Below are 12,694 nucleotides of genomic sequence, written 5' to 3'. Positions count from 1 at the left end.
CGGTGGCATCAACCTCGGCGGCGGCGCGGTCAGCAATCACGTCGACCTGGCCTACAAGGGCCACCGAGTGCATCGTCTCGACCGAGAACCAGAAGCAGTACTTCCTCACCAACGGCAACCCGGCCGCCCGGATCTCGGTGTTCACCGACCGGACGTGGTGAAGAAGTTCCCGATGGCCCCGGCGATCGCCCAGTCGCTGCAGCAGGCCAAGCCGCGACCGCAGACCCCGTACTACAGCGAGGTCTCCGAGTCGATCCAGCGCACCTACCACCCGACCGGGGCATCGACCCGCCGACCGTCGGTCCCGCGACCGCCGCGCTGATCAAGGCGGTCCTGGCCAAGGAGGAGCTCCTGTGACGACGACGGAGTCGACCACGGCGCGCCCCGCGCGCGGCGGGGGCGGCGCCCGCCCCGCGCGGTGGCAGCGACCGGGCCCGCGCCGAGCAGAAGCTCGGCTGGTACCTGGCCGGGCCCGGCGTTCGCCGTGATGTTGCTGGTGACGGCCTACCCGATCGTCCAGGCCGTCTACTACTCGCTGTTCGACTACCGGCTGACCGACCCGGAGAACATCTCGTTCGTCGGCCTGAAGAACTACGCGGTCATCCTCACCGACTCGATCTGGTGGACCTCGTTCGGCGTCACGGTGTTCATCACCGTGGTCACCGTCGCGGTCGAGCTGGTGCTCGGCTTCCTGCTGGCGCTGGTGATGATGAACGCGCTGAAGGCGATCCGGCCGGTCCTGCGCGCGGCGATCCTGATCCCGTACGCGGTCATCACGGTCGTGTCGGCGTTCTCCTGGCAGTACGCGTTCTCCCTGGACTCGGGCTTCGTCAACTCCTGGTTCGACTGGCTGCCCGGGGTCTCGGCGGACACCGACTGGTTCGGCTCGACCGGCTCGTCGCTGTTCGTGATCTGCCTGGCCGAGATCTGGAAGACCACCCCGTTCATCTCGCTGCTGCTGCTCGCGGGTCTGGCCCAGGGCCCGACGTGCTGCAGGAGGCCGCCCGCGTCGACGGCGCGACCTGGTGGCAGCGGATGTGGAAGGTGACGCTGCCGAACATGAAGGCGGCGATCATGGTCGCCCTGCTGTTCCGGACCCTGGACGCGTTCCGCGTGTTCGACTCGGTGTTCGTCATGACGGCGGGGGCGAAAAACACCGAGACGGTGTCGTTCCTGGCCTACCGCCAGACCATCGCCCGGGTCGAGATCGGGCTCGGCTCCGCGGTGTCGGTCCTGCTGTTCCTGTCCGTCGTGATCATCTGCGTCGGCTTCATCAAGGGGTTCAAGGTCGACCTGTCCCAGGCCGAGGGGAGAAGTGATGTCCACCCGCGAGCGAATCCTCTGGATCGTGGCCGGCATCGCGATCGTCGTCTACGCCCTGTTCCCGGTGGGCTGGATCGTGTCGCTGTCGCTGAAGTCGAGCGACGACATCGCCAACAAGCAGTTCCTGCCGACGTCGGTGTCGTGGAGCAACTACGAACAGATCCTCGTCGGCGACGCGGCGAGCTGTTCCTGCCCGCGCTGCGCAACTCCTTCGGCATCTGCATCATCGCGACGTTCCTGGCGTGCGTGCTGTCGATGTTCGCCGCCTACGCGATCGCCCGGCTCGACTTCCGGGGCAAGAAGCTGATCCTGTCCACCGCGCTGGCGGTGGCGATCTTCCCGGTCATCTCGATCGTGACGCCGCTGTTCAACCTGTGGCGCCAGATCGGGCTCTACGACACCTGGCCCGGCCTGATCATCCCCTACCTGTCGCTGACCCTGCCGCTGTCGATCTGGACCATGTCGGCGTTCTTCCGCGAGATCCCGTGGGAGATGGAGCAGGCCGCCCAGGTCGACGGCGCCACCACCTGGCAGGCGTTCCGCAAGGTGATCGTCCCGCTGGCGACGCCCGGGGTGTTCACCACCGCGATCCTGGCGTTCTTCATCGCCTGGAACGACTTCGCCTACGGCATCTCGCTGACCTCGACCGGCGCGTCCCGCCCGGTCCCGGCCGCGCTGGGCCTGTTCTCCGGAGCGTCGCAGTTCGAGTCGCCCAACGGCCCGATCGCCGCCGCCGCGGTGATCGTGACCATCCCCGTCGTCGTGCTCGTCCTGATCTTCCAGCGGCGCATCGTCGCCGGTCTGACCAACGGCGCCGTCAAGGGCTGAGACGCCCTGCCGCTCCGCAACACGGAAAGGAACCGACCGGCCATGGCGTCGATCGAGATGAAGAACATCGTCAAGAAGTACGGGGACGGCTTCCGGCCGTGAACGACGTGAGCATGGACATCGCCGACGGCGAGTTCATGATCCTCGTCGGCCCGTCCGGCTGCGGGAAGTCGACGCTGCTGCGGATGATCGTCGGCCTGGAGGACATCACCTCCGGCGACATGATCATCGCCGGCAACCGGGTCAACGACAAGGCCCCGCGGGACCGCAACCTGTCGATGGTGTTCCAGAACTACGCGCTCTACCCGCACCTGTCGGTCTTCGAGAACATCGCGTTCCCGCTGCGCCTGGCCAAGGCACCCGAGGACGAGGTCAGGCAGAAGGTCGACGCCGCGGCGAAGGTCCTGGAGCTGCAGGAGCACCTCCAGCGCAAGCCAGCGAACCTGTCCGGCGGTCAGCGCCAGCGGGTCGCGATGGGCCGCGCCATCGTCCGCGACGCCGACGCGTTCCTGTTCGACGAGCCGCTGTCCAACCTGGACGCGAAGCTGCGCGGGCAGATGCGCACCGAGATCGCCCGGCTGCAGCGCCGCCTCGGCATCACCACGGTCTACGTCACCCACGACCAGACCGAGGCGATGACCCTCGGCGACGGGTCTGCGTGCTGCGCAAGGGTGTCATCCAGCAGGTCGCCTCGCCGCGCGAGCTCTACGAACAGCCGGTCAACCTGTTCGTCGCCGGGTTCATCGGGTCGCCGCCGATGAACTTCCTGCCCGCGACGGTCTCCGGGAGCACACTGGAGACGCCGTTCGGTCCGATCGAGCTCGACGCCGCGCGCGCCGAGAAGATCACCGGTCGCGACCTGGTGCTGGTGGGGATCCGCCCGGAGTACTTCGAGGACGCCTCCCTGGTCGACGAGGCGAAGAAGCACGTCGGCTCCACCTTCACCGCGAAGGTCGACGTGACCGAGTGGCTGGGCGACTCGCAGTACGCCTACATCCCCTACGAGGCCCCGGCCGAGGTGGAGACCAAGCTCAAGGAGCTGTCCCGCGAGCTCGATGCCGACCAGCTGCGCACCCAGGCGATCGTGTCGATCGACTCGACAGCCGGATCCGGGAGGGCCGCGACGCCGAGTTCTGGCTGGACGCGCGGAAGATCCACGTGTTCGACCCGGAGTCGGGCGAGAACCTCACCCGCGACCCCGAGGCCGGCGCCGAGCTGACCCGGCTCGCGGCCGAGGACCGCGCCGAGCAGGTCGGCGCAGGCCCGCGGCCAGGGCTGACGCGCCGCGTGGTGCCGCACCCGTGCGGGTGCGGCACCGCGCGTCCCGGCACCCGCCTCCCGCGTCCCGGGCGCAGCAGCACCCCATGCGGCGGAGCAGCGGGCGGGGGGCGTGGGCGTCAGAGGGCGCGGACCTCGCGCCGGTAGCGGGTCTCGGCGACCCCGGCCAGGGTCCGGGCCATCACCGCGAACACGAAGCGCTGCGAGGGGTAGGCCGCCAGCCACCCCAGCCGCCCGGCCATCCCGCGCGGGGCGAACCGCAGGGTCTGGGTGTAGCGGCTGGTCAGCCGGTCGGTCGGGGCGACGGCGAGCTCCAGCCGGGCGTCGCCGGGCAGCCGGTCGGCGGCCCGCAGCACCAGCCGGTGCGCCGGCTCGACCGCCTCGACGATCCAGCGGTCCAGGGGCTCCCCCGGGACGAGCCGGGCCGGGCCGTCGCCCTGCCGCCGCGGGACCACGCCGGGCCCGCCGGCCAGGATGTCGAGGTGGCCGGTCAGCGTCGCGACGCCCGGGACGGTGTACCAGCCGTGCGGGCCGCCGAGCGTCTCGATCACCGACCAGACGGCGTGGGCGGGGGCGGCCACGTCGCGGGGTGTCGGTCGTCGACCACTCCAGCGGACCGGTGCCGGGCGGGTCGGACGGCCCCGGTCCGGCCGCGCCGACGCCGTCGAGGGCACGGCGGACCGCGGTGCGGTACGGGGTCCGTCCGCCGGGCGGGGTGCCGATGAGCACGTCGAGGGCCGCGAGGTCGTCGGGGTCGGCCACCAGCTCGTGGCGCATCGACTCGACCAGCGGCTCGGCCAGGCCCCGGCCGACCGGGGTGAGCGCGGCGACGGCGCGGGCGGTGAGCCGCGGCGCGGACAGCGGGACGGGCACCGGGAACGGCCGCAGCAGCCCCGGCCTCGGCGGCGAACTCGCTCATCAGGGAGCGCGGTAGGTGTGCACGTCGGGGCCGCCGACGTCGAACGCCCGGTCCACCTCGGCGGGCAGGTCGAGGCAGCCGACGATGTCGTACAGCACGTCGTCGACGGCGATCGGCTGGATCCGGTTCCACGCCCGGTCGGGCAGCGGCAGGAGCAGGGGACCGCCCATCGCCGTCTCGGTGAGGTGGCGGATCATCTCGAAGCTGGCCGAGCCGGTCCCGACGACGATCCCGGCGCGCAGCACCGCGGTCGGCACCGGGCCGGCGAGCAGGATGTCGCCGACCTCGCGGCGCGAGGACAGGTGCTGCGACACCCGCCGGGTGCCGGCCGCGGGCTGCAGTCCGCCCAGGTAGACGATGCGACGCACGCCGGCCGCGGCGGCCCGTCGTCGGCCAGGGCGTGCGCGGCGGCGCGGTCCCGTGCGGCGTAGCCGGGGCCGTCCATCGCGTGCACCAGGTGGACGACGGCGTCGACGCCCTCGCAGGCCCGGCGCACGTCGGCCGCGTCCTGGGCGTCGCCGCGGGCGACGTCGACCAGGTCGCCCCACGGGTGCGCGGCGAGCTTGGCCGGGGTGCGGGCGAGCACCCGCACGTCGTGGCCGGCGTCGAGCAGGCGTGGGACGAGCCGGGACCCGACGTAGCCGGTGGCACCGAGGACGAGCACGAGCATGGGGTGATCCTCGCGGTCCCCGGCGCGGGGCGCGCGCCGGGGTGACGACCGGCTCAGCCGATCCCGGCCAGGCGCAGCCCGGCCGTCGTCGCCGCGGCGAGGACGACGACCAGCACGAACGGCATCCGCAGCAGCAGCGCACCCGCGGCCACGGCCACCCCGGCCGGGCGGGCCCAGCCGGCGAACCCGGCCCCCTCGAACCAGGTGCCGGTGGCGACGAGCAGCCCGACCGCGCCCAGCTCGACGAGGCGAGGCGGACGGTGCGCGGTGACAGGGCGACCCGGTCGTGCAGGACGAGCGGCAGCAGCCGCATGAGGTAGGTCCCGCCGGCGAGGACGAGCAGGGCGGCGACGGTCACGACTGCTCCTCCGTCCGTCCGGCGGCGGTGACGCCGAGCAGGCCGGCCAGCACGGGCAGCCCCGCCGGCAGGAACGGTGCGCAGGCCAGCGAGACCGCTGCCGCGGCGGCACCGACCCGGCGGGCGTCGACCCGGCGCAGCATCGGGACGAGCATCGCCCAGCATCGCGGCGGGGAAGGCCGCGTCCAGGCCGAACGCGCCCGGGTCCGGCACGCTCGCGCCGAGCACGAGACCGGCCGCGGTGCCGAGCTGCCAGCACAGGTACTTCACAACGCCGAGGATCCGGAACGCACGCCACCCCCGCCCGGGGACGTCGGTGCGGGCCAGCACGAACGCCGCCGACTCGTCGGTGACGACGTGGGCCGCGGGCAGCCGCGCCCAGCCCCCACCCAGGTGGCGGGCCAGCGCCAGGCCGAACGGCAGGTGCCGCAGGTTGAGCACCAGCCCCGCGGCGACGGCGGCCCACATGCCTCCGCCGGCGGCGAGCACCCCGGTGACGAGGAGCTGGGCGCCGCCCGCGAACACCAGCAGCGACATCGCCATCGTCATGGCGGGGACAGCCCGGCGGCCGGCGCGAGCGCGCCGAAGGACACCCCGACGACGGCGACGGCCACCGAGATGGTGAGCGCATCGCGGACGTCCCCGCGGGTCGTTCGCTGTATCGAACGCATGCCCGATACAGTGAACAACACCGCCTGTGTTCGTCAAGTCGAACGAGGAGAACGATGAACCGAACGCCTGAGCCGCCGCTCGCGACGATCGCGGCGGCCATCCGCCGGGAGCGCGAACGCCTCGGGATCTCCTCGGCCGAGCTGGCCCGGCGCGCGGGGATCGCGAAGTCGACGCTGTCGCAGCTGGAGGCGGGCACCGGCAACCCGAGCGTCGAGACGCTGTGGGCGATCGCCGTGGTCGCGGGAGTGCCGTTCAGCGCCCTGGTGGAGCCGCCGTCGTCGCCGCTGCGGGTGGTGCGCTTCGCCGACCGTCCCGCGATCCGGTCGGAGGAGGCCGCGTACACCGGCGCACTGCTGTCGCCCTGTCCGCCGGGCGCTCGCCGCGACCTGCACCTCATCACCTGCGAACCCGGGCCGGCGCGGACGGCCGACGCCCACTCCCCCGGCACCGTCGAGCACATGGTGGTGTCCACGGGCCGGTGGAGCGCCGGGCCGGACGACGAGCAGGTCGAGCTCGACCCGGGTGACCACGTCACCTTCCCCGCCGACCGGCCGCACAGTTACCGGGCGCTCACCCCGGGGGCCACCGCGGTGCTGGTGATGGAGTACCGCTGATCAGGTGCCGCTCGCGCCGCGGGTCGCCGAGCCGGGCTCGGGGTCCGGACCGCCCTCGGTGATGCGGGTGCAGCAGTCCGTCGAGGAGCCCCTCGTCGTTGCCGCCCGAGCTGCCCGAGCCGCCCTCGCCCTTCTCCGACCCGGGCAGCGCGTACTGACGGACCCAGTCGACCTGCATCTCCGAGGGCTTCACGTCGCCGCCGCCCTTGGGGAACCAGTCGAGCTGGATGGTCAGGTGCATCGGCCCGGGAGGCAGGATGGAGGTGTCGTCGGTGTGCCACCACTGCTTGCCGTCGACGAAGGCGGTCACGCCCTTCGGCGTCCACTCGACCGCCCAGTTGTGCCACTGGGTCGCGTCGATGTCGACCGAGCCCTGGACCTGGGAGTTGTCCTCGCCGTAGTGCAGGAACAGGTTGGTCTTCTGCCGGGTGTGGTCGGTCATCTCCATGAAGTCGATCTCGCCGCCGACCGGGAAGTTCTCCGCGGTCGGCCAGAGCAGCAGCAACGCGTTGTACGACGGGTCCGACGCGGGCGCCCGCACCCGGCCCTCCCAGCGGCCGTACTTCTGGCTGCTGTCGGACCAGGCCATGCCGCCGGTGGTGCCGTCGGCGTCGCCGTCGATGGTGAGCACGCCGTCCTTCACCGAGATCGCCGACGGGGAACGGGTCCCCTTTCCGGCGTGGCCGGGGCCGTCGTAGGGGCTCCAGCCCGTGAGGGTGTCGCCGTTGAAGTCGTCGACCTTGGTGGGCTCGCCCCAGCCGTGCTCGACGGCGGCGCTGGTCGCCGCACCCGGATAGGACGGACCGCCGGGGCCGCAGGGCCTGCCGGGGCCGCGCCTGCGGCGCAGTCCGCGGGGGCCGGGGTCGCGCCGGGGGCCGAGGTGTCGGTCGGGGTGGTCGTGGCGCCGCCGGGCGCCGCGCCCGGGTTCGCGGTCGCCGAGGTCGTGTCCGAGGGTGAGCCCCGCTCTCCGCCCTGGTCGCCGCCGGATCCGGCCTGGTCACTCTTATCGCCCTGGTCGCCGGCCGAACCGCCCTGGCCGTCGCCCGAGGTCGTGTCGTGCCCCGAGGCCGGGTCGGAGCCCTTGTCGTCTGCGGCGCTCTTGTCGTCTCCGGCGCCCTTCTGGTCCCCGGCGCCCTTCTGGTCTCCGGCGCCCTTGTCGCTGCCGGAGCCCTTGCCGCTGCCGGAGCCGCCGCCGGACCCCTGGTCGGCTCCCTGGTCGCCGCCGGAGCCGGAGTCGCCACCGGAGCCCGTGGCGCCGCCGTCCGATCCGTGGTCCCCGCCGGAACCCTGGTCGCCGCCGGAGCCGGTGTCGCCGCCCGGGGACGTCGTACCGCCCGGGGATGTGTCGTCGCCGGACCCCTGTCGCCGGAGCCGGAGTCGCCCGTGCCCGACGTCGTGTTGCCGGAGTCCCCACCGGAACCCGACCCCTGGTCTCCGCCGGAGCCCGAACCCGAGCCGCCGGAGCCGGAGCCGGAGCCGGAGCCGGAGCCACGGTCACCACCCGAGCCGGACCCCGCATCGCTCCCGAGCCACCCGACCCCGACGATCCCCCGTCGTCACCGAGCCGCTCCCGGACGCACCGTCTCCCCCGGGCTCGCCCGTCCCGGGGGCAGCGGAGGCGTCGGGCTTCCCCGACCCGGCATCTCCGTCACCGCCGGTGACCGGACCACCCGAACCGGCTCCCCCGCCCGGGGTGGCGCCCGTCGTGGGGCAGTCCGCGGTCGTCGTCGCACCCGCTCGACCGTCTCCGGTGTCCGCGAACGCCGCGGCCGGAAAACTGATCAACATCGCGGCGGCGATCGCCACGACCCTCACAGAGCGTCCCATCAGGCTCCTCCGTAACAGTGGTCTCCTGATCCACATCGCACGCTAGATGCCACAGCGTCACCACGAGCCCCTCTGTCACCACATCGAGTAGGCAACCCCTCCACCGAGCGACCGCGGAACGTGTCCGGAACGGACGACCCACGCGGCCGGGGACCGATCGGGTCACCGGACCGTGGTCCCCGGAACGACGAGAGCCCCGTCCGGCGGCGTGCCGGACGGGGCTCTCGGGGCGGAGCGGGGGGTGCTTACCAGCCGCGAGCGGCGTAACGCTGCTCGTCGGGGATGTCGGCGATGTTGATGCCCACCATCGCCTCACCGAGACCGCGGGAGACCTTCGCGATCATCTCGGGTCGTCGTGGAAGGTCGTGGCCTTCACGATCGCCGACGCGCGCTGCGCCGGGTCCCCGGACTTGAAGATGCCGGAACCGACGAACACACCCTCGGCGCCGAGCTGCATCATCATCGCGGCGTCGGCCGGGGTCGCGATGCCACCGGCGGTGAACAGCACGACCGGCAGCTTCCCGGTGCGGGCCACCTCGGCGACCAGCTCGACCGGGCGCGCGCAGCTCCTTGGCCGCGATGTAGAGCTCGGCGGCGTCGAGCGAGGCGAGCCGGCCGATCTCGGCGCGGATCGAGCGCATGTGCCGGGTGGCCTCGACGACGTTGCCGGTGCCGGCCTCGCCCTTCGAGCGGATCATCGCCGCGCCCTCGGAGATGCGGCGCAGGGCCTCACCGAGGTTGGTGGCGCCGCAGACGAAGGGGGCGGTGAATCTCCACTTGTCGATGTGGTGCGCCTCGTCGGCCGGGGTCAGCACCTCGGACTCGTCGATGTAGTCCACACCCAGTGACTGCAGGACCTGGGCCTCGACGAAGTGGCCGATGCGGGCCTTCGCCATGACCGGGATGGACACGGCCTCGACGATGCCGGTGATCATGTCCGGGTCCGACATGCGGGCCACGCCGCCGTTGGCACGGATGTCGGCCGGGACGCGCTCGGGGCCATGACGGCGACGGCCCGGCGTCCTCGGCGATCTTGGCCTGATCCGGGGTGACGACGTCCATGATCACGCCGCCCTTCAGCATCTCGGCCATCCCGCGCTTCACCCGCGCGGTGCCGTGTGCGTGCGGACCGCGGTGTCGGGGGTGTTCTCAGCTGCGGACACGGGTGATCGGAGCTCCTCACATGACGGTCGGACTGCGTCGCGATTCTACGTGAGGTCGCGCAGGTGAACGCGGCGGTTCCGGATCGGCGATCTCGAAGTACACCGGCTCCGGTGCGGTCCCGTACAACCGCAGCATCCGGACCAGCCGCCGGGACCGCAACGCACGGGTGTCGCGGACGGCGTCGTTGTGCACCCGGCGGGCCAGCACGACCAGCGCCTCCGCCTCGGCGAGGTCGCCGCAGGGCGCGGGCTCCCCGGCCCCCGCCGGACGGCGGCGAGCTGCCTGGTCAGGGCGTTCTCCGCGGCCTCGCGGGCGGCGCGGCTCCCGGCCGGGTCGCGGCCGTCCGGCGCGGGGCGGGCAGCGCGCACGCGCGGCGACGGCGGCCCGGCGCAGCTCCGGTGGCGCGCGCGGGACCGAGCGCGTCGGCGACGGCGAGAGCGCGACCCGGGCCCTGGCGTCCAGGGCCGCGGCGAGCCCGGCGCGGGCGGCGTCGACCCGCACGTGCAGCCGGTGCAGGCGTCGGACCCGTGTCACGCACCACAGGGTGAGAGAGCCGCCACCAGCAGTGCCGCGAGGACCGCCGTCCCGGCGACGACGGCGGTGCTCACCGCGCGCCCCCGCGCACCAGCGGTCCGCGGTGCGGCGGCGATCGCGGCCCGGTACACGCGCAGCACGTCCCCGGCGACGACCGGCCAGTCGTAGCGCTGCACCCGTTCCCGACCGGCGGCGGCGAGCCGGGCCCGGGGCGGTGTCGTCGTCGAGGAGGCGGGTCAGCGCGGCGGCCAGGGCGGCGTCGTCGCCGGGCGGGAACAGGGCGCCGGCGCGGCCGTCGTCGAGGACGGCGCGGAAGGACTCGAGGTCCGCGGCCAGCACCGGGGCGCCCGCGGCCATCGCCTCGGTCAGTACCATCCCGAAGCTCTCCCCGCCGCGGTGCGGTGCGCAGAACACCGCGACCGAGCGCAGCGCGGCGGCCTTGGTCTCCTCGTCGACCGGCCCGAGCAGGTCGATCCGCTCGGCCAGCCCGGGCCCGCGGTGCGCAGCAGCCGGTCGCCGTCGCCGCGGCCGACGACGAGCAGCCGCACGTCCGGCCGGTCGGCGACGACCCGGCGCAGCGCGGCCAGCAGCCACGGCATGCCCTTGCGGGGCTCGTCGAAGCGGCCGACGTACCCGACCCGCACCGCGGGCGGCAGGTCCAGCGCCGGTCCGTGGGCGAAACGGGCGACGTCGACGCCGTTGGGGATCTCGGTGGCGTCCCCGCCCAGGCGCTCGACCTGCACCCGACGCGCGGTCGCCGACACCGCGATCCGCGCCGTCACCCGTTCCAGCAGGGGCCGCGCCATGGGTCCGAACGCCGCGAGCGCCCGGGACCGCTCGGTGGAGGTGTGGAAGGTCGCGACGACCGGCCCGCGGGTCGTCGAGCAGCGCCAGCGCCGACACCGACGGGGTCGTCGGCTCGTGCACGTGCAGCACGTCGAAGTCGTGCGTGGCGAGCCAGCGCCGGGTGCGGTGGCGGGTCATCGGGCCGAACGCGACGCGGGCGACGGAGCCGTTGTAGGGGACGCCGACGGCCCGTCCGGCGGGGGGTGACGAACTCCGGCGCCGTGCCGGTCGCCGGGGCCAGGACCTCGACCGTGTGCCCGAGCCCGCGCAGCGCGGCGGCGAGGTCCAGGACGTGGCGCTGCACTCCCCCGGCGACGTCGAGGGAGTACGGGCAGACGATCCCGATCCTCATCCCCGACCGACCGGTTGGAGCATGTGCCAGTCCCACGGACGGCGGGCGATCATGTCGCCGAAGGCGTCGGCGAGGCGCTGGACGGCGTCGGGACGGGCAGGACCGGCGCGCCGACCTCGACGCCCCAGGCGTCGTCGGTGAAGTAGGTAGGCCGGGTGCAGCGCGGCACCGGTGAGCCGGGCGAGCCGGCCGGGCCGGACGGCAGCCGGGCGGGCCCCCCGAGGAAGGTCACCTCGGTGCCGGTGCCGGACAGGTCGCGGTCGGCGACCAGGCAGACCACGCCGCCGCGGCGCAGCGCCCGGTCAGCGCCCCCGGTGCGCCGTGCGGGGGTCGTCGGCGGTCACGACCTCGAACCCGAGCCCGGACCGGTAGGCGAGGAACCGGCGGAACAACGGCTCCGGGCGCAGCCGCTGCACGACGGTGGTCAGCGCCGGTTCGAGCCCGAGCCGGTCGAGCTCGCGCAGCAGATAGAGCCCGGCCAGGTCCCAGTTGCCGGCGTGCGGGAGGGCGAACACGACCCCGCGCCCGGACCGGACGGCCGCGAGTGCGTCTGCGACGCCGTGGGCGTGCGGGCGCCATCGCGGCGTGCACCGCGGCGGGGTCGAGCCCGGGCAGCGCGAACGCCTCCCGCCAGTAGCGGGCGTAGCTGCGCATCCCGGCGGCGACCAGCGCGTCGAGCTCGGCGGGGGTCGCTCGGGGCGGGACCGGCGCAGGTTGTGCCGCAGCCGTCGCACCCCCGGCCGTCGCGGCGCACCGCGAGCGCGGGCGCCCGCGTCGAACACCCGCTCCACGACGCCCGCGGGCAGTCCGCCCCCCGACCGTCCAGCCCGCCGCGTACCCGGCGGCGCCGAGCGCGGCGGCCGTGCGGTCCCGCAGGTCAGGGCACGGGGAGCCTCGCGGGAGCTCCGCCGTACCGCCAGGATCCGCTGGCCGAGGGTCACCGCCGTCCCGAGCGCCAGCACGACGAGGGTGACGGTCAGCGCCCACGGCACCCCGACGCCGGACAGGAACGCCCCGACCAGGCCGAGGATGAGCCGTCGGCGCGTTCGACGAGACCGCCCTCGGCGGTGAGCCCGACGGACTCGGCGCGGGCCTTGACGTAGAACACGATCTGGCCGCCGACCAGCGCCACCAGCGCGGCGGCACCGGCGAGGGGCTCGGCCCCGCCGGTCAGCGCCCACCAGGCGAGCCGGCGAACAGGGCGCCGTCGACGATCCGGTCGCAGGTGGAGTCGAGCACCGCCCCGAACGGGGTGCCGTGCCCGCGGGCACCGGGCCATTGCGCCGTCGATCAGGTCGGTGAGCACGAA

Annotated in this window: 12 protein-coding genes and 8 pseudogenes; 6 read left to right on the top strand and 14 right to left on the bottom strand. The window is 74.0% G+C overall.

Features of this window, described 5'->3' with window-relative positions:
• The first annotated feature begins 154 nt into the window (after window positions 1–154).
• The 5 genes and pseudogenes from KPL57_RS65550 to KPL57_RS65530 form a co-directional block, all read left to right on the top strand.
• Window positions 155–322 carry a hypothetical protein gene (locus KPL57_RS65550; RefSeq protein ID WP_226359500.1) on the top strand — a complete coding sequence of 56 codons (168 nt, stop codon included), beginning with the start codon at window positions 155–157 and terminating at the stop codon, window positions 320–322.
• Between the two features lie 174 nt (window positions 323–496).
• Window positions 497–1,048, top strand: a complete 552-nt coding sequence (locus tag KPL57_RS65545) for a carbohydrate ABC transporter permease (protein ID WP_226359499.1) — start codon at window positions 497–499, stop codon at window positions 1,046–1,048.
• Window positions 1,036–1,215: pseudogene (locus tag KPL57_RS69180) on the top strand (ABC transporter permease); the annotation flags it as partial. The gene KPL57_RS65545 and the pseudogene KPL57_RS69180, both read left to right, overlap by 13 nt.
• Window positions 1,216–1,318: 103 nt before the next feature.
• Window positions 1,319–2,151 (top strand): annotated as a pseudogene (locus tag KPL57_RS65535) (carbohydrate ABC transporter permease).
• 42 nt (window positions 2,152–2,193) lie between these two features.
• Window positions 2,194–3,342 (top strand): annotated as a pseudogene (locus KPL57_RS65530) (ABC transporter ATP-binding protein); the annotation flags it as partial.
• Window positions 3,343–3,548: 206 nt separating this feature from the next.
• Here the strand turns inward: KPL57_RS65530 and KPL57_RS65525 are convergent.
• The 6 genes and pseudogenes from KPL57_RS65525 to KPL57_RS69170 form a co-directional block, all read right to left on the bottom strand.
• Window positions 3,549–4,010, bottom strand: a complete 462-nt coding sequence (locus KPL57_RS65525) for a DUF2867 domain-containing protein (RefSeq protein WP_226359498.1) — start codon at window positions 4,008–4,010, stop codon at window positions 3,549–3,551.
• A 337-nt stretch (window positions 4,011–4,347) separates the two neighbouring features.
• Entirely contained in the window at window positions 4,348–4,716 is a 369-nt protein-coding gene (locus KPL57_RS71670; RefSeq protein ID WP_226359503.1) for a hypothetical protein, read from the bottom strand.
• An 86-nt stretch (window positions 4,717–4,802) separates the two neighbouring features.
• Window positions 4,803–5,018: pseudogene (locus tag KPL57_RS71665) on the bottom strand (NAD(P)H-binding protein); the annotation flags it as partial.
• Window positions 5,019–5,372: 354 nt separating this feature from the next.
• Complete coding sequence (locus KPL57_RS65510) at window positions 5,373–5,531, bottom strand: hypothetical protein (protein ID WP_226359502.1); 159 nt, start codon at window positions 5,529–5,531, stop codon at window positions 5,373–5,375.
• Window positions 5,532–5,649: 118 nt separating this feature from the next.
• Window positions 5,650–5,913, bottom strand: a pseudogene (locus KPL57_RS65505) (AzlC family ABC transporter permease); the annotation flags it as partial.
• Window positions 5,914–5,921: 8 nt separating this feature from the next.
• The gene (locus KPL57_RS69170; protein WP_264200147.1) at window positions 5,922–6,047 is read right to left on the bottom strand and encodes a hypothetical protein; all 126 of its coding nucleotides are present in this window, start codon (window positions 6,045–6,047) and stop codon (window positions 5,922–5,924) included.
• A 54-nt stretch (window positions 6,048–6,101) separates the two neighbouring features.
• Between KPL57_RS69170 and KPL57_RS65500 the strand changes: the two genes are divergently transcribed.
• Window positions 6,102–6,662 carry a helix-turn-helix domain-containing protein gene (locus KPL57_RS65500; protein ID WP_226359497.1) on the top strand — a complete coding sequence of 187 codons (561 nt, stop codon included), beginning with the start codon at window positions 6,102–6,104 and terminating at the stop codon, window positions 6,660–6,662.
• Here the strand turns inward: KPL57_RS65500 and KPL57_RS65495 are convergent.
• The 8 genes and pseudogenes from KPL57_RS65495 to KPL57_RS65465 all read right to left on the bottom strand — a co-directional run.
• Window positions 6,619–7,509 (bottom strand): glycoside hydrolase family 16 protein, encoded by an 891-nt coding sequence (locus KPL57_RS65495; protein WP_226359501.1) that lies wholly within the window; start codon window positions 7,507–7,509, stop codon window positions 6,619–6,621. The two genes, KPL57_RS65500 and KPL57_RS65495, sit on opposite strands and share 44 nt — an antisense overlap.
• Window positions 7,510–8,734: 1,225 nt before the next feature.
• A pseudogene (gene pdxS / locus KPL57_RS65490) lies at window positions 8,735–9,581 on the bottom strand (pyridoxal 5'-phosphate synthase lyase subunit PdxS).
• Between the two features lie 87 nt (window positions 9,582–9,668).
• On the bottom strand, window positions 9,669–10,655 hold the full coding sequence (locus KPL57_RS73820) for a glycosyltransferase family 4 protein (protein WP_374204005.1): 987 nt from the start codon (window positions 10,653–10,655) through the stop codon (window positions 9,669–9,671).
• Window positions 10,553–11,017 (bottom strand): annotated as a pseudogene (locus tag KPL57_RS73815) (glycosyltransferase); the annotation flags it as partial. The pseudogene KPL57_RS73815 and the gene KPL57_RS73820, both read right to left, overlap by 103 nt.
• A complete protein-coding gene (locus KPL57_RS73810) occupies window positions 10,966–11,385 on the bottom strand; it encodes a glycosyltransferase (RefSeq protein WP_374204004.1) in 420 nt (139 codons plus the stop codon). The pseudogene KPL57_RS73815 and the gene KPL57_RS73810, both read right to left, overlap by 52 nt.
• Window positions 11,386–11,434: 49 nt before the next feature.
• Window positions 11,435–11,665 carry a hypothetical protein gene (locus KPL57_RS65475; protein ID WP_226359495.1) on the bottom strand — a complete coding sequence of 77 codons (231 nt, stop codon included), beginning with the start codon at window positions 11,663–11,665 and terminating at the stop codon, window positions 11,435–11,437.
• Between the two features lie 22 nt (window positions 11,666–11,687).
• Window positions 11,688–12,377, bottom strand: coding sequence for a hypothetical protein (locus KPL57_RS71660; protein WP_226359494.1), 690 nt, complete (start codon window positions 12,375–12,377; stop codon window positions 11,688–11,690).
• Window positions 12,362–12,694, bottom strand: a pseudogene (locus KPL57_RS65465) (hypothetical protein); the annotation flags it as partial. The pseudogene KPL57_RS65465 and the gene KPL57_RS71660, both read right to left, overlap by 16 nt.

This window comes from Pseudonocardia sp. ICBG601 (genome assembly GCF_020496245.1).
This window is presented reverse-complemented; position numbering and strand designations above follow the sequence as displayed.